Genomic DNA, 15,411 nt, shown 5'->3' with positions numbered 1-15,411 from the left:
TGGAGAGAATTACCAGTTAATTCAATGAATTTTTTATTTTTTTAGTTAACCTTGCAGTTCAAAAACCAAATAAAAATCACCATAATCAACTGCATTTTCCGATAGGCTATTCAGTAATAAATGTGTGTAGTTGAAGTGAAATAAATTTATACCATCAAACAAACATGGGGAAAATTATTGCCGTTGCCAACCAAAAAGGAGGAGTAGGAAAAACCACCACAGCTGTTAACCTGGCAGCAAGTTTCGCAGCACTTGAATTTAATGCTTTAGTTGTAGATGCTGATCCACAGGCCAATTCAACTTCAGGCCTTGGGCTTGATCCTAAGATAGAAAGACAAACCATTTACAATTGCATGGTTGATGGAGTAGCTGTGGAAGATGTAATTGAACCATCTGCATTTGATTATCTTGATATTATTCCTTCACACATAGATTTAGTGGGAGCTGAAGTGGAAATGATAGAGTCGGAAAACCGGGAGGAAAAGATGAAAGAGGCTTTGGAGCCTGTAAAGGAAAAGTATGATTTTATCATAATCGATTGTTCTCCATCGCTGGGTTTGATTACGGTAAACTCACTGACAGCTGCAGATTCTGTAATTGTTCCGGTTCAATGTGAATATTACGCTTTGGAAGGATTGGGAAAATTGTTGAGTACGATCAAAATTATCCAGAGCAGATTGAATCCTGAATTGGTGATTGAAGGTATTTTGCTTACCATGTTTGATGTAAGGTTAAGGCTTTCTAATCTGGTGGTGGAAGATGTGAACAAACACTTTCAGGAGTTGACTTTTAGTACCATTATCCCAAGAAATATCAAATTAAGCGAAGCTCCAAGTTTCGGGTTGCCGGCTATTGCACATGATGCTGAGAGTAAAGGTTCTATCAGTTACTTAAACCTGGCTCAGGAAATCTTAGAGAAAAATAATATGGTAAAAAAATAGAAATTCTTTCTAATTAAAGAATTTGAAATCACACGAAAGGCCCAATACCCGTACTTGAAATCTTGAAAAACTGTTCTTTTGGAATAATAATAGAGTTTTTTCGAGATTCGCTTTAACAATTCTACAATCAGATCTTTAGAATTAAAGAAATGTCCAATTCTTAAATTTTCCAAAAAGGAAAAAGGGAATTCAACTGCCTAAATTCCTGAAGTTTTATTGATGCACTTAATAGTTGAGGCAGTAAAAAGCTTTTCCAACATAAGGTTAATCATTCAGGTACTTTCTTTTTAGAATTCGGAGAAGATACTGAAGGTTTTTCTGGTTATGTGAAGGTAAAATTCAATAGTTTTGCAGTTGGTATGATGGGGGGAATATTTTGAAATTGAATAAATAGAAATCTACTTATATAAGGATAATGACTGATCCCAAAAAAGTAAAATTACAAAAAAGAGGAAGCAGGGGACAATCTCTTGGAAAAGGCCTTGGCTCATTATTGTCTGATGTACATGTTTCCAAGAAAGATTCTGAAAAAGAAAATTCCAGTGCCTTGTCCAGTGCAGTTTCGGAAATCGAAACGGACTGGATCGATGCGAACCCTTATCAGCCCAGGCAGGAATTTGAACAGGAAAAGCTGGAAGAACTTGCCGATTCCATAAAAATCCATGGGATAATCCAGCCAATTACTGTTAGAAAACTGGAAGCTAAAAAGTATCAGTTAATTTCTGGAGAAAGAAGATTACAGGCTTCCAAACTAGCTGGATTAAAAACGATTCCTGCGTTTATCAGGACGGCCAATGACCAGCAAATGCAGGAAATGGCCCTGATTGAAAATATCCAGCGGGAGAACCTCAATGCCATTGAAATTGCCCATAGTTACCAAAGGTTAATCAGGGAATTTGGTTTAAAACAAGAAGAACTTGGAGACAGAGTAGGGAAGAAAAGGGCTACAGTTACCAATTATCTCCGGTTATTAAAATTGCCATTCGAGATTCATGTGGCCATAAAAGAAAATCAAATTTCTTTTAGTCATGCCAAACCTTTGGTGAATATAGAGGACAGCAAAAAACAACTGGCCATTTTCGACAGGATTATTGCGGAGGATTTATCGGTGAGGAAGGTAGAAGAAATTGTGAAAAACCTTAAGCTGGAAAAACAGGAGGAAAAGCCTGCAGCAAAACCTCAGGATACAGAATTTAACTTTCAAATAAAAAGAGTACAAAACAAACTGGCCACTCAGTTTGGAACTAAAGTAAAAATCCAGTCATCAGATAAAGGAAAGGGGGAAATAAAAATTCCATTTACCTCTACTGATGACCTCAACAGAATTCTGGAATTATTGAATTATTCAGACTAATCTTCAGGTGAAATAGTCTGATTTTCTCCTTTGGAATAAAAAAGATTCAAAATTCTGTTAAAAGTGATGTTAAAAAAAATTAGCCTCAAAACTATTTTAATAATTATCCTAGTTTTAAATCTGTAAATTTTTTCGTTTTCACAAAAGGATTAAAATTCTTTACCAAAGCGTTGAATGAAGGATGAAATTAAACCGAATTCAACACCTGATTAATAAAGATGTTTGCTACTAAAATTTCTGTATATTTTTTTAGATGTTGTAAACTAAAAATAGTTATACTTCTGGGGTTTTATCTGTTTTTTGGCGTGGGTATGGCCTTGGCGCAGGAAGAAACAGATTCTGCTACAGTAGTCTTTGATTCTACCACCACAGTGCTCGATTCTTTAGATTTATCATTTTTAGATCAGAAAAAAGAGTTGAACCCTCCATCGAAAGCAGCTTTAATGGGGGCTACTATTCCCGGTTTAGGACAGATTTATAATAAAAAATACTGGAAAGTTCCGATTGTGTATGGTGGTTTTGTGATATTTGCTTCCCTGATTGATTTTAATAATGTGAGGTATCTGGCTTACAGGGATGCTCTGGCTAATAGAACGGATTCTGATAGTAGTAATGATAATGATTTTGATGACTTTATTCCCACTTCCCGTACCACAGACCAGCTTCGACAGGGTAGGGATTTATTCAGACGAAACAGGGATTTTAATGTAATTCTGACTTTCCTTTGGTACGGATTAACAATTGCCGATGCCACTGTTGATTCTCATCTGGCTGCATTTAATGTGAGTGATGACCTTGCCGCCATTGTGAAACCAAGCCTTATAGATACACAACTAAATGCGGTAGTTCCCGGAGTTACCCTGACATTAAACCTGAAATAATTTGAGGATTTTGTTCTAAAAGCTATCCTTTTAAAAAAATAAGGCTTATATTTTAATACCTGCTTTTAGCTATAATTTCACTGAAATTTTTAATTCTTTTAAATATTTTAAGTTTCAGTAAATTTAAATTGGTGATTTTGAATTATCGCCAGCATTATATTTTGAATGAAATTTTTTAATAAATCTTTTTAATAATGAATATTGATAATAACTCGGTTGTATCCCTTACTTATGAATTGAAAGAAAATGACAAAGAAGGTAAAATGATTCAGGTAGTAGATGAATCTGATCCTTTTTATTTTCTTTTCGGACATAAAAATGTAATTGCCGGATTTGAAACGCATTTGAAGGGTAAAACCGTAGGAGATGAATTTGACTTTTCTGTACCAAGCGATGAGGCTTACGGGCCTGTAAATGAGGAGGCTGTAGTGGCTGTAGATAGAAATAACCTGAACTTCCCTACAAAAGAACAGGAAGATGAAATGTTACAGGTGGGTAGAACTTTACCTATGCAGGACCAGGAAGGAAACCCATTAAACGGACTAATTCAGGAAATAACTGATGAATATGTGAGAATGGATTTTAACCATCCACTGGCTGGAGTAAACCTCCATTTTTCTGGAAAAGTGCTAGAGGTGAGAGAAGCTTCTCAGGAAGAAATTGAACACGGACACGTACACGGACCAGGTGGACATCACCATTAAAATTAATTTGATGAAGTCCCATAGTTTTCTTCTTTGTAAAACTATGGGACTTTTTTTATGTCCTGATTTTTTTGCTTCATAAAAGACATTTTTTATGTTTCTTCACAAAATGGGATGGTTGTTCCAGGAAGTATTATATCCTTCCTTAACCTGGAGCAGGTATTCAGATGAAAAAGTAATTTACCTCACTTTTGATGATGGACCCATTCCGGAAATGACCCCGGAAATTTTAGAAATTCTTGACCAGTTCAATGCCAAAGCTACATTTTTTTGTGTGGGAGATAATGTGCGAAAATATCCTGAGATTGCATCTGAAACCCTGGGGAAAGGGCATGTTTTGGGCAACCACACTTTCAATCACCTTAATGGCTGGAATACCGGAAATGACTCCTATTTTGAAAATATTGAGCGTTGTAGGGATCAGTTTGCTGTTTTGGTTAAATCTCCAGAAATAAAATTCTTTCGGCCTCCCTATGGGAGAATTGCCCGCTCTCAAATAAAACCAATTCAAAAAGAATACGAAATCATTATGTGGGATGTGTTGAGTGGAGATTTTTCCCAGAAGCTGGATAAAAAAGTATGTCTTGAGAAGTCTATAAAATTCGCCCAACCTGGTTCAATTATAGTTTTCCATGATAATTTGAAAGCAAAAAAAAATCTGGATTATGTACTTCCAAGATATTTGGAGTATTTTTCCAAAAAGGGATTTTTATTTAAGGCATTAGAGTAATTCAGAATTAACAAATGGGAAAGTATATCGCAATTTTAAGGGGAATAAATGTGAGTGGTCAGAAGAAAATTAAAATGGCCGAGCTGAAGGCTCATTTGTCCGAATTAGATTTTGGAAATATCCAGACTTATATTCAGAGTGGAAATGTGATTTTTGATTTTACTGAAACTGATGCAAAAATTCTGGCTGGAAACATCTCAGCCAAAATAAAAGAAAAATATGGGTTTGATGTTCCGGTAATTGTGAAAACAGTGGCAGAATTTGAAGAAGTAGCCAACCATAATCCTTATGATTCTACCTGGGACAATGATGATAGAAAACTACTAGTTACTTTTCTGGATGAAATTCCTGCTGCTGAAAATTTTGAAAAACTACAAGCGGTAAAAAGTGGAGAAGATAAAGTGGTTTTGGTCGGCAAGGCAATTTACCTGCATTGCCCCAATGGCTATGGCACTACCAAATTTTCCAATAATTTAATCGAACAAAAACTGAAAGTAATTGCCACTACCAGAAATTGGAGAACGGTAAATAAGTTGGTGGAAATGGGGAAAGGTTAAGGTCTTTACACTTGGGCAACCGTGGCATTGGGAGCCAGCAGGAGGATGGATTGGACCATCAAGAAAATATGTACAAGTTTTAGTAGAATTAATCATTTCTATGAATTTGATACAATGGATCTTTTTTAAGATTACCAATTTTTTTTACAGAATAAATATCATTATAAAAATTTCATTTAATGCTGAATTGGGTTTTTCGGCATTACAGGGAGGAATTTATTTATCTAGTTTAATTATGATTATTTTAAGGGCATTGAATAAAATTTTCTTTAAGGAAAAATTCCCCTTGATATTGTCTTTTTTATGTTTGTCAATTTTTGCAGGATTTTTATTCTATGGACATTATTTAGTGTTTAAAGACCCCAAATTTTTCAAAAAAAAATTAGATGAAGTTAATGCTACAAATAAAGGATGGTTTAGAGATAGTTATGTGATTTTTCTGCTTTATTCACTAGCTTTATAGGGGATTAATTCCCCAACTGGTGCAAGGTCACTGGCGAAGACCTTCCTGTGAAAAACTTGAACTATAAACTGTTGGAAATAGAGAATGCTAGAATAAAGGTGTTTCAACTAATCCTACTCCAGTTAGTCTGGGTTTTTTCTAGTTTCCTCAATCTGTTTTTTAATATCTGATTTTCTGGTTTGTCCAGTGTCGCATCGGCTTCTAAAATCCTTTTGGCTAAATTCCTGGCTTCCTGAATAATTTTCCCATCCTTGCCCAAGTCTGCAAATTTCAGATCAAGCACACCGCTTTGTTGCGTACCACTTAAATCTCACAAGCTGGCGCACGCGTGTCGCGTGTGTCTATTATTAAGCCAATCACATCCATGATAAATTTTCTAATGTTCTGTATATTAGCTAAATGAGTCGAAAATATAAGTTTTTAAATCAGGAAGGTTTGTATTTTGTGAGTTTTGCAACCGTATATTGGATGGATATTATGGTACGTGAGGATTACTTTAACCTGCTCATTAATAGCCTTGATTATTGCAGAAAAAATCTGGGTTTGCAAATATTTTGCTATTGTATCATGCCGAGTCACATACATTTGATTATGCGAGCCAGTGACAACAATCCAGCTCAGGTTCTTGGTCGTTTTAAAGAATTTACCTCAAAAGCTTTAAGAAAATCAATAGCAGATAATCCTCAGGAAAGTAGAAAAGAATGGCTTCTTTGGATGATGGAGCGAGCGGCAAAAAAGAGTAGTAATGTATCGAGAAGTCAAGTATGGCAGCATCATAACAAACCTATTGAATTGTGGAGTCCTGAAGTGATCGAACAAAAAGTTTCATACATTCATGCCAATCCGGTAGTTGCTGGCTTTGTGGCTGAACCTTGGCATTGGAAGTATAGTAGTGCCATAGATTACAGCGGTGGAAAGGGCCTTTTGGAAATTGACTTTATTGATGGTTAGAAAGGCATTGTGGAATTGGTACACGCGACACGCGTGCACCAGCGATGGGGGATTAACAAATAATTTTTTTAAAAAATTTACGATCAAAAATAAATGAAAGGCAAGAACTCTATTGTAGGCATTATTAGTTTTACAATTCTTCTATTATTCTTTGTCTTTTTTTCATACAAGGCTTTTAAAAAAGAAAAAAGTTTGAGGAAATTTCCACGGTTTACTATTGGTGAAACTATCGAAAAATATAGCACATCTAGAGGAGGACAAAATATTAGATTCAAATTTAGATATTTGGATGAAGACTATATTGGGAGTGATATATATGGATGGGAGGCTCAAGAAAAAGGAGGAAGGTATATTGTGAAATTTTCAACGGAAAATCCTAGCTTTAACAAAATTTATTTAAAAAAGAAATTACCAGAGTATATTAAAGCTCCAAAAGAAGGATGGAAAGAAGTACCTTTTATTCCACCTGTAAGATAATTTATATACCTCCAACTGGTATAAGTCTTAGCGATATCAAGACTTGTAATTAAAAAAGTTTGGAGGAAGGTGATAACCTAAAAAGCTTACATTCGGTGGTTCAACTAATCCTACTCCAGTTAGTCTGGGTTTTTTCTAGTTTCCTCAATCTGTTTTTTAATATCTGATTTTCTGGTTTGTCCAGTGTCGCATCGGCTTCTAAAATCCTTTTGGCTAAATTCCTGGCTTCCTGAATAATTTTCCCATCCTTGCCCAAGTCTGCAAATTTCAAATCCAGCACACCGCTTTGTTGCGTACCACTTAAATCTCCTGGTCCTCTTAGTTTTAAATCCACATCGGCTAATTCAAAACCATTGTTGGTTCTTACCATAGTGTCTATTCTGATTTTGCCCTCCTTGCTCAATTTAAAGCTGGTCATCAATAAACAATAGGATTGATCGGCTCCTCTTCCTACTCTTCCTCTAAGCTGGTGGAGTTGTGCCAGTCCAAATTTTTCGGCATTTTCTATGATCATTACGGAGGCATTGGGCACATTTACCCCTACTTCAATTACAGTGGTAGCCACCATAATCTGAGTTTCTTTTTTAATGAAGCGCTGCATTTCAAAGTCCTTGTCCTTCGCTTTCATTTTCCCATGCACAATGCTGATCTGATAATCAGGGAATGCCCTGCAAACACTTTCATAGCCATCCATCAGGTTTTTATAATCCATTTTTTCAGACTCTTCAATCAATGGATAAACAATATAAACCTGCCTGCCTAATTTCACCTGAGACTTTATGAAGCCCCAAACTCTTAGTCGGTTAGAATCGAAATAATGAACAGTCTGAATAGGTTTTCTGCCTTTAGGTAATTCATCAATTACAGAAACATCCAGGTCACCATATAAAGTCATGGCTAGTGTTCTGGGGATGGGAGTGGCTGTCATCACCAAAATATGCGGGTAAGCTTCACTTCTTTTATTCCACAACTTTGCCCGCTGAGCTACTCCAAAACGATGTTGTTCATCAATCACGCAAAGTCCAAGATTTTGGAAATCTACTGTATCTTCAATGAGTGCATGTGTTCCTACAATAATTTTAATTTCCCCATTCAATAGTCCTTCATGAATTACCGCTCTCTCTTTTTTTCTGGTAGAACCTGTTAGTTTGGCAATCCTGATTCCCAGTTTATCAGCATATTCTTTTAGCCCCTGGTAATGTTGATCGGCAAGAATTTCCGTTGGGGCCATCATACATGCCTGTGCTTCATTGTCAAGTACCATCAGCATACAAATAAAAGCTACAATGGTTTTCCCACTTCCCACATCTCCCTGAAGCAAACGGTTCATTTGGTGGCCGGTTTTCATATCCTTGTATATTTCCCGTATTACTCTTTTTTGGGCATTGGTAAGATCGAAAGGCAAATGATTATTGTAAAATTCTGTAACGGTAGGGATGTGGGCAAATACCTGACCTTTGAATTTTGCATGATGATGTTGCTTGAGATTCAGCATTTTGAGCTGAACATAAAATAGCTCTTCAAATTTAAGCCTGGAAACTGCCTGAGCAAGAATTTTGGTATCCTTAGGGAAATGCACATTGGCGATGGCCACATTTCTGGGAATAAATTTGTAACGCTCAAGGATGTAATTAGGCAAGGTCTCCGGGATTTTATCAAAGGCTTGTGGTAATAAAACCCTTTGTAATTTGGCTATCCCCCTGGAATCTAAAAATTTGTTTTTAAGTGTTTCAGTAGTAGAATAGACTGGTTCTAAACCTCCTTTGGCTTCATTGGCAAGGGTAAGTACTTCAAACTCAGGGTGGGAAATATTATAATTTTTACCAAACCTGGCAGGTTTACCAAAAACGATATAAGACACTCCAACTTTCAATTTTGGTTTTACCCATCTAATTCCCTGAAACCAAACCAAATCCAGCCATCCGGTTTCATCCTGCAAAGTGGCCACCAGTCTTTGCCTTCTGCCCTCACCTACAGTTTCTATGGACTTAATTACACCTTTTATCTGTACGTAGGGCAGGGTATCATTTACTTCTCCAATTTTATAAAACCTGGTCCTGTCTTCATGCCGGAAGGGATAATGGGCAAGTAAATCCTCAAAGGTATGGATATTCAGTTCTTTTTTAAGCAGGGCTGCTTTTTGTGGTCCTACACCTTTAAGGAATTCTATTTTGGTTTCAAAGTAGTTCAATATCAAAAGAAAGGTAATGGTAATGTAGTACAAAAAAACTCATAGGATTTGAATTACCCAAATCGACTGATCAATTGCGTTAATAATTCAATAGTTTTAAGATACGGTTTCTTTTGATTCGATTTAATGGATTATAAAACTTTATTAGTATATTTTACGTTAAAAATCCCGTTGTCCAAATTTTTTTAGCATTATTTGAGTAAATAAAGCAAATTTTTTGTGAAGGCCATTTTTCGATTTTCTTACAGTTAAAAATTCAGGTTTTAGCCAATAAATTATAGATGTATTCGGAAAATGGATATAAAATCTGTTTGAACTGATTTATAATGACATTGGTTTTAATTTGGCCATTTTGATCAGTTGTGTACTACTTAATCAAATATCATAAATTAACCACAAGAATCTTATGAGTGAAGAAGAAAACAAGATTAGAAAAGCGTTCGAGCGAAAGAACTGGAGTGAAATAAAAAGTGCAAATTCCTGGGTGATTTTTAAGGTGATGGCGGAATTTGTGGAAGGTTTTGAAAAAATGGAAAGAATAGGCCCCTGTGTTTCAATATTTGGCACAGCCAGAGCCAAGCGGGATAGCGAAATTTATAAAATGTCTGAAGAAATCGCTGCGAAGCTGGTAAGACATGGATATGGGGTGATCACTGGTGGTGGCCCCGGTGTAATGGAAGCCGGTAATAAAGGTGCAAAAAGTGAGGATGGAAAATCGGTAGGTTTAAATATAGAATTACCTTTCGAACAGGGAGCTAATGTTTATATCGATCCGGATAAACTGATGAATTTCGATTACTTTTTTGTGCGAAAAGTGATGTTTGTAAAATACTCTCAGGGTTTTATTGGAATGCCCGGTGGTTTTGGAACATTAGATGAAATTTTTGAAGCACTTACTCTAATTCAGACTAAAAAAATTGGCAGGTTCCCAATTGTATTGGTGGGAAAAGATTATTGGTCGGGGTTGCTCAACTGGATAAATAAAGTCTTACTGGATAAATATCAGTTTATCAGTCCTGGGGATCAGGAATTATTTAACCTTGTAGATTCCCCAACCGAGGCCGTGAAGGTGATTGATGATTTTTATTCGAAATATTTATTGTCACCAAACTTCTAAAGAGGCTTTTTATCGTTATGTACAGACCTGTGCTGATTTTCAATCTAATATGATAGGAACAGCATATTGATAAAATATTAGTGTGACCAGCACAAAACACGCACGTGCTTTAGTGATGTTAATCAATTGATTATCAGAGGATAATTTATTGTATTAATTAAGCTCCTGTGGCACTGGTTCTATATTTTATTGGCATTGGTCTCTAACTTTAAAATTAATTCTTTTGAAAGCGCTACAAAATTCGGTAATCCTTTTGTTGTTTCTGGGGCTTCTTGCCTATACGATTTTTGATAAAATTAAGGGCAAAGAAAATACCCAGATCAATTCTCAACTGAGGTATGAATCTGAAATTTTTAATATAGAACTCCCAAGTGAGTTTATTTTTTGTGGGGAAAAAGTGCCATTAAAAGAGCCAGATATCAGTGAGAAATTTGACAGGGAAATCCATGAAAATGTATTTCATTATGCCAATACCAATCTGATGCTTAAAAGAGCCAATCGATGGTTCCCCAAGATGGAAAAGGTTTTTGAGAGTTATGGTTTGCCCGAAGATTTAAAATACCTGGTCATTATTGAAAGTGCCTTCTCCAACGCAGTTTCTCCGGTTGGAGCTACAGGTTTCTGGCAAATCATGGAAACAACCGGAAGAGAATTTGGTCTTGTGATCAATGAGGAAATAGACGAAAGGTATGACCCCATCAAATCCACCCATGTGGCTTGTAAATATTTTAAACAGGCTTATAAAAAGTTTGGTAGCTGGACTTTGGCTGCGGCTTCCTACAATCTGGGCATTACCGGCATAGAAAGGCGCCTGAGAGACCAAAAAGTAAATTCCTATTACGATTTAAATCTAAATAGTGAAACGGCCAGGTATGTCTTTAAAGCAATGGCTTTTAAAGAAATTTTCACCAATCCTGACAAATACAAATTTAACCTGAAAGACAGCCAGAAGTATAAAATTGAGGATACCAAAGAAATTCAAATTACTGAAAGTATTGATAATCTGGTGGATTTTGCACTGGGTCAGGGCATCAATTACAAACTGTTGGTGAGGCATAACCCCTGGATAAAGGGAAAAACACTTACCGTGGATGAACCCGTGATTTTAAAAATTCCGGTAATTGTACCTGCCTCATTTGATTTGCAATCAGAATTGAATACTTCCTCTGAAATCGAAGATTCAATTTCAGAAGAAATGATTGGACATTAATTGTTCGGATTTTCCTCAGTAGGGGCAGTGCCTTCTATTGGTGCTGTTTCCTTTTTCTTTTTGCCTGGATTTCTCAATTTCTTCACCAGAGGAATTCTGTAACTCAGGGTAAGGCTCGTATTCACATTGGTATTGTTTTTAGCCTTGCCATACCCCGGAATTTCAGCAATTTCCAGAATTTCCTGAGGATCATCCACAGAATATTTAAACATAAATCTAAGATTGGGAGAAAGGTAAAAATTATTAAAAACCATTAATTTAAGACCTACTACAAATTCGATCCAGTCAGCACTTAATTTATTTTCCTCAACTGTATTTGTATAATAGCTGGAGGTACCTTCCTCTCCAGTTGTTCCCCAATACGGATCTTCAATTCTATAGGTAGAAGTGTGTTTGAACGATGACCTGGCATACCGAAGACCAAGGGAGACACCGTCATCATCTGTAGCTTTCCTGATCAGGTTGTAATCCGCTCCAATTCTAAAATAAGTACCTTCGCTTTTGTAGGTATCAAAATCATTAAATTGGTTGTTTCGGTTGATTTGTGATGCTCCAAAGTCGAAGGCAATAAAATATTTATTGTTTAAAATCAAATCAGAATTGAATTCCTGATGGTCTACATTCGAATCAAAAATTAAACTTGACAGCCGCACAATATCCGTCCCAAGTCTTACCCCATAAATCTGGAGATTTTCCCACTCTTTTTTTTCTTTCCTGGGCTTTTCTTCTTTTACCTTTTTGTCCTTCTCTGCCTGCTCAATTTCAGGTTTCTGCGCCTTGGAAATGCTGGAAACCAATAGTAGCATAAAAATGAGGGATATTACTATATTGGGTTTGTATAACCGGGAATAGCTTTTAGAGCACCAATTCATCACAGGTTTCTTTTTATATAGTGGTCGTATTAAGGTCATGTCTAAAAGAATATTCTAATATTTGTGGTGTCATTTGATTGTAAGGCATCGATAAAAACCTCTCCAGCCTCAAACCCAATCAGTTTCTTAGCCTCTTTATCACATGAGGTTGAAGGATATTCAGAATTTAATTTTATGTTACTCAATTGTTGAATGAGGCCACAATCAGGACTTTCAAAAATTACTTTTCTTAGAAAGGAAACCTCTAAAAAATCCGGACTTAGATTAGCCAATGTATCTGATCTTGTTTCTCCTTCAAAAGTATAGGTTTTGATTAATGGCTTAGGGTAAACAAATTCATAAGTGGAGTTATCTTTATCAAAAGGCATTGGCAATGCATAGGTAATATTGTCGGTCGTTATCAAGGAATCACTTTCAGGAGTATCTGCAGGATAAAGGATATTGTCGTTGTCTTTTTCTTTAATAGATAAGAAAGGGACTTTTTGTCTTACGAGTTTGTCATCACATAAATAATTTTTCACTTCATAAAAAGATACAATAAGTGTATTCCCAGGATCTGCTACTGGTTCACAATCATTACATCCAGCAAAAAGTAGAAAAATATAAACCCAACCAAATTTCAAAATAATTCTCATCTGCAAAAAATTTAGGGGCAAATTTAAAGGTATTTTAAAATCCACCTCTATTTTCCTTTGGTTTTATAAATATTTAACAAGAAGTCTTAAAAATTCACCTGAAAAGGCTTAAAAGGGAAATCAAAGAGAAAATTGATTATCCCATCGAAAAATTAATTCTTTCCCAGTGTTTCTAAAATATCTTCATTTACTTTTGCAGGAATAATACACCAGCGTTAAGTCAATATTTGCTATTTGAATGTTTAGTCAAATTTGGTTAACAAGGGTAGGTAAGTGGTGGACAAAACTGACCACCATATAATTTGCCGGAACTGATTGGTATTGGGATGATGTTGCTCAATATTATAAAGGTACTGGTACTTAGCTTTATTTAATCAACAACTAAAATTCCCGGTGAGGGGTAAATATCTGTATTAAAAAATGAGCGACAAAATTAAGCACGAGTGTGGTATAGCTTTAATCAGGCTAAGGAAACCAATGCAATACTACATTGATAAATATGGGACTCCAACCTGGGCGATTAATAAGTTGTATTTGCTGATGCAAAAGCAGCATAACCGGGGTCAGGACGGTGCAGGAGCGGTGAATATTAAAATTGATCAGAAGCCCGGGAAGAAGTTTATTACCCGATATCGTTCCGCTGCTGCCCAACCTATTATGGATATTTTTGGGAAGGTGAACAAAAAGCTTGAAAAAGCCAGAAATGAACACCCGGAAAAATATATGAGTGCTAAATGGCTCAAAAATAATCTGCCTTTTATGGGGGAATTATATTTGGGCCATTTGAGGTATGGTACTCATGGTAAGAATGGGGAAGAATATTGCCATCCAATGATCAGGCGAAATAACTGGAAAAGCCGGAATTTAATCATGGCGGGTAATTTCAATATGACCAATGTGGATGAGTTATTTGATAACCTGGTAGAACTAGGACAACATCCCATCGAGAAAATTGATACAGTTACTGTTCTGGAGAAAATAGGACATTTTTTGGATGAAGAAAACCAGACTTTATTCAGAAAGTATAAGGATTTAGGTTTTTCAAATACCATCATTACCGAAAAAATTTCTGATGAACTCAATATCCAGAATATATTAATTCGCTCTTGTAAAGATTTTGATGGAGGATATGCCATGGCCGGGCTTACCGGATTTGGGGCTGCTTTTGTAGCCAGAGATCCTGCCGGAATCAGACCTGCCTATTATTATGCTGATGACGAAGTGGTAGTAGTAGCTTCTGAAAAGCCGGCCATAAAAACTACATTTAATATTGAGTATAATCAGATTCAGGAAATTGAGCCTGGAAATGCCCTGATTATCGGAAAAGATGGGAAATTTGGGCAACATGCTTATATGAAAAGGCTGCCGAAAAAGTCCTGTAGTTTTGAGCGAATTTATTTTTCCAGAGGTTCAGATCCGGAAATTTATGAGGAAAGGAAAAAACTTGGAGAATTATTAATTCCCCAAATTATGGAGGAATTGAAATACAATTTTGAAAACACAGTCTTTTCTTATATCCCGAATACAGCTGAAACCTCTTTCCTTGGAATGACAAAGGGCATTGACGATCAGCTCATGAAAGAGCGGTTAAATGCTATAAAAAAGGGATTGAATGATAAGGAGTTGGAGAAAGTACTTTCCTTTAGGCCAAGGATAGAAAAACTGGTGATAAAGGACGTGAAGCTTAGAACTTTTATTACTGATGATGAGGGAAGAAATGATTTGGTGACTCACGTATATGATACCACATATGAAGTAATTGAGAAGAACAAAGATACCATTGTGGTCATTGATGATTCAATAGTAAGAGGAACCACCCTGGAAAAGAGCATTATCAATATGCTTGACAGACTTGAGCCCAAGAAAATTATTGTGGTTTCTTCTGCCCCTCAAATTCGTTACCCTGATTGCTATGGCATTGATATGTCCAGAATGTCTGATTTTGTGGCATTTAGGGCGGCTATGAGTTTGATTAAAAAGACGGGTAGGGAAAAACTTCTGGATGAAGTATATGATAAATGTAAAGCTTCCTTAAAACATGGGAATTCAGATGTAGAAAACCATGTGAAAGAAATTTATGCGCCATTTACAGATGAAGAAATTTCGAATGAGGTGGCTGCAATCATTAAACAAGACCATATTAAAGCTGATATTTCCGTGATTTTCCAAAAAGTTGAAAATCTTCATAAAGCTTGTCCGAATCATAAAGGAGACTGGTATTTTACCGGAGATTATCCTACTCCTGGTGGAAACAGAGTGGTAAACAAATCATTTATGTATTTTATGGATGGCAAAGTGAAAAGAGCTTATTAAATTTTGTCTTTATAA

General features: G+C 36.0%; 14 protein-coding genes and 1 pseudogene. 11 read left to right on the top strand and 4 right to left on the bottom strand.

Annotation, left to right across the window (positions count from 1 at the left end; all coding sequences use genetic code 11):
* The first annotated feature begins 164 nt into the window (after positions 1 to 164).
* The 6 genes from A3EM_RS0115715 (at position 165) to A3EM_RS0115685 (ending at position 5,167) form a co-directional block, all read left to right on the top strand.
* Entirely contained in the window at positions 165 to 941 is a 777-nt protein-coding gene (locus A3EM_RS0115715) for a ParA family protein (protein WP_020529181.1), read from the top strand.
* Between the two features lie 415 nt (positions 942 to 1,356).
* On the top strand, positions 1,357 to 2,295 hold the full coding sequence (locus tag A3EM_RS0115710) for a ParB/RepB/Spo0J family partition protein (RefSeq protein WP_020529180.1): 939 nt from the start codon (positions 1,357 to 1,359) through the stop codon (positions 2,293 to 2,295).
* A gap of 218 nt (positions 2,296 to 2,513) precedes the next feature.
* Positions 2,514 to 3,176 carry a DUF5683 domain-containing protein gene (locus A3EM_RS42580; protein ID WP_157637919.1) on the top strand — a complete coding sequence of 221 codons (663 nt, stop codon included), beginning with the start codon at positions 2,514 to 2,516 and terminating at the stop codon, positions 3,174 to 3,176.
* 194 nt (positions 3,177 to 3,370) lie between these two features.
* Positions 3,371 to 3,880 (top strand): FKBP-type peptidyl-prolyl cis-trans isomerase, encoded by a 510-nt coding sequence (locus A3EM_RS0115695; RefSeq protein WP_020529177.1) that lies wholly within the window; start codon positions 3,371 to 3,373, stop codon positions 3,878 to 3,880.
* A gap of 94 nt (positions 3,881 to 3,974) precedes the next feature.
* Complete coding sequence (locus A3EM_RS0115690) at positions 3,975 to 4,610, top strand: polysaccharide deacetylase family protein (protein ID WP_020529176.1); 636 nt, start codon at positions 3,975 to 3,977, stop codon at positions 4,608 to 4,610.
* 14 nt (positions 4,611 to 4,624) lie between these two features.
* On the top strand, positions 4,625 to 5,167 hold the full coding sequence (locus A3EM_RS0115685; protein WP_020529175.1) for a DUF1697 domain-containing protein: 543 nt from the start codon (positions 4,625 to 4,627) through the stop codon (positions 5,165 to 5,167).
* A gap of 566 nt (positions 5,168 to 5,733) precedes the next feature.
* Here A3EM_RS0115685 and A3EM_RS0115675 read toward each other — a convergent pair.
* Positions 5,734 to 5,928, bottom strand: a pseudogene (locus A3EM_RS0115675) (hypothetical protein); the annotation flags it as partial.
* A gap of 101 nt (positions 5,929 to 6,029) precedes the next feature.
* On the opposite strand from A3EM_RS0115675, the gene A3EM_RS0115670 reads away from it, so the two are divergent.
* Positions 6,030 to 6,581, top strand: a complete 552-nt coding sequence (locus A3EM_RS0115670) for an REP-associated tyrosine transposase (protein WP_020529172.1) — start codon at positions 6,030 to 6,032, stop codon at positions 6,579 to 6,581.
* 93 nt (positions 6,582 to 6,674) lie between these two features.
* On the top strand, positions 6,675 to 7,058 hold the full coding sequence (locus A3EM_RS0115665; protein ID WP_020529171.1) for a hypothetical protein: 384 nt from the start codon (positions 6,675 to 6,677) through the stop codon (positions 7,056 to 7,058).
* A 100-nt stretch (positions 7,059 to 7,158) separates the two neighbouring features.
* Here A3EM_RS0115665 and recG read toward each other — a convergent pair whose 3' ends face one another.
* Entirely contained in the window at positions 7,159 to 9,252 is a 2,094-nt protein-coding gene (gene recG / locus A3EM_RS0115660; RefSeq protein WP_026210329.1) for an ATP-dependent DNA helicase RecG, read from the bottom strand.
* A gap of 403 nt (positions 9,253 to 9,655) precedes the next feature.
* On the opposite strand from recG, the gene A3EM_RS0115655 reads away from it, so the two are divergent.
* Positions 9,656 to 10,366 carry an LOG family protein gene (locus A3EM_RS0115655; protein WP_020529169.1) on the top strand — a complete coding sequence of 237 codons (711 nt, stop codon included), beginning with the start codon at positions 9,656 to 9,658 and terminating at the stop codon, positions 10,364 to 10,366.
* A 223-nt stretch (positions 10,367 to 10,589) separates the two neighbouring features.
* Positions 10,590 to 11,576, top strand: a complete 987-nt coding sequence (locus A3EM_RS0115650; protein ID WP_020529168.1) for a lytic transglycosylase domain-containing protein — start codon at positions 10,590 to 10,592, stop codon at positions 11,574 to 11,576.
* Here the strand turns inward: A3EM_RS0115650 and A3EM_RS45875 are convergent.
* Together A3EM_RS45875 and A3EM_RS0115640 are read right to left on the bottom strand one after the other, a co-directional pair.
* Positions 11,573 to 12,487 (bottom strand): DUF6048 family protein, encoded by a 915-nt coding sequence (locus A3EM_RS45875; protein ID WP_157637918.1) that lies wholly within the window; start codon positions 12,485 to 12,487, stop codon positions 11,573 to 11,575. The genes A3EM_RS0115650 and A3EM_RS45875 overlap by 4 nt on opposite strands.
* A gap of 2 nt (positions 12,488 to 12,489) precedes the next feature.
* The gene (locus A3EM_RS0115640) at positions 12,490 to 13,083 is read right to left on the bottom strand and encodes a hypothetical protein (RefSeq protein WP_020529166.1); all 594 of its coding nucleotides are present in this window, start codon (positions 13,081 to 13,083) and stop codon (positions 12,490 to 12,492) included.
* Between the two features lie 420 nt (positions 13,084 to 13,503).
* On the opposite strand from A3EM_RS0115640, the gene A3EM_RS0115635 reads away from it, so the two are divergent.
* Positions 13,504 to 15,396, top strand: coding sequence for an amidophosphoribosyltransferase (locus A3EM_RS0115635; protein WP_026210328.1), 1,893 nt, complete (start codon positions 13,504 to 13,506; stop codon positions 15,394 to 15,396).
* Positions 15,397 to 15,411 lie beyond the last annotated feature (15 nt).

This window comes from Flexithrix dorotheae DSM 6795, from assembly GCF_000379765.1.
In the GTDB taxonomy this organism is placed as follows: domain Bacteria; phylum Bacteroidota; class Bacteroidia; order Cytophagales; family Flammeovirgaceae; genus Flexithrix; species Flexithrix dorotheae.
The sequence above is the reverse complement of the archived record's forward strand: the minus strand, read 5'-3'. Positions and strand labels throughout refer to the sequence as shown.

Bases quoted from the DNA above. Each gene is read 5' to 3' on its own strand.
- A3EM_RS45875 (WP_157637918.1), bottom strand. From the start codon at position 12,487: ATGACCTTAATACGACCACTATATAAAAAGAAACCTGTGATGAATTGG.
- A3EM_RS42580 (WP_157637919.1), top strand. From the start codon at position 2,514: ATGTTTGCTACTAAAATTTCTGTATATTTTTTTAGATGTTGTAAACTA.
- A3EM_RS0115670 (WP_020529172.1), top strand. From the start codon at position 6,030: ATGAGTCGAAAATATAAGTTTTTAAATCAGGAAGGTTTGTATTTTGTG.
- A3EM_RS0115665 (WP_020529171.1), top strand. From the start codon at position 6,675: ATGAAAGGCAAGAACTCTATTGTAGGCATTATTAGTTTTACAATTCTT.
- A3EM_RS0115655 (WP_020529169.1), top strand. From the start codon at position 9,656: ATGAGTGAAGAAGAAAACAAGATTAGAAAAGCGTTCGAGCGAAAGAAC.
- A3EM_RS0115715 (WP_020529181.1), top strand. From the start codon at position 165: ATGGGGAAAATTATTGCCGTTGCCAACCAAAAAGGAGGAGTAGGAAAA.
- A3EM_RS0115685 (WP_020529175.1), top strand. From the start codon at position 4,625: ATGGGAAAGTATATCGCAATTTTAAGGGGAATAAATGTGAGTGGTCAG.
- A3EM_RS0115695 (WP_020529177.1), top strand. From the start codon at position 3,371: ATGAATATTGATAATAACTCGGTTGTATCCCTTACTTATGAATTGAAA.
- A3EM_RS0115690 (WP_020529176.1), top strand. From the start codon at position 3,975: ATGTTTCTTCACAAAATGGGATGGTTGTTCCAGGAAGTATTATATCCT.
- A3EM_RS0115640 (WP_020529166.1), bottom strand. From the start codon at position 13,083: ATGAGAATTATTTTGAAATTTGGTTGGGTTTATATTTTTCTACTTTTT.
- A3EM_RS0115710 (WP_020529180.1), top strand. From the start codon at position 1,357: ATGACTGATCCCAAAAAAGTAAAATTACAAAAAAGAGGAAGCAGGGGA.
- A3EM_RS0115635 (WP_026210328.1), top strand. From the start codon at position 13,504: ATGAGCGACAAAATTAAGCACGAGTGTGGTATAGCTTTAATCAGGCTA.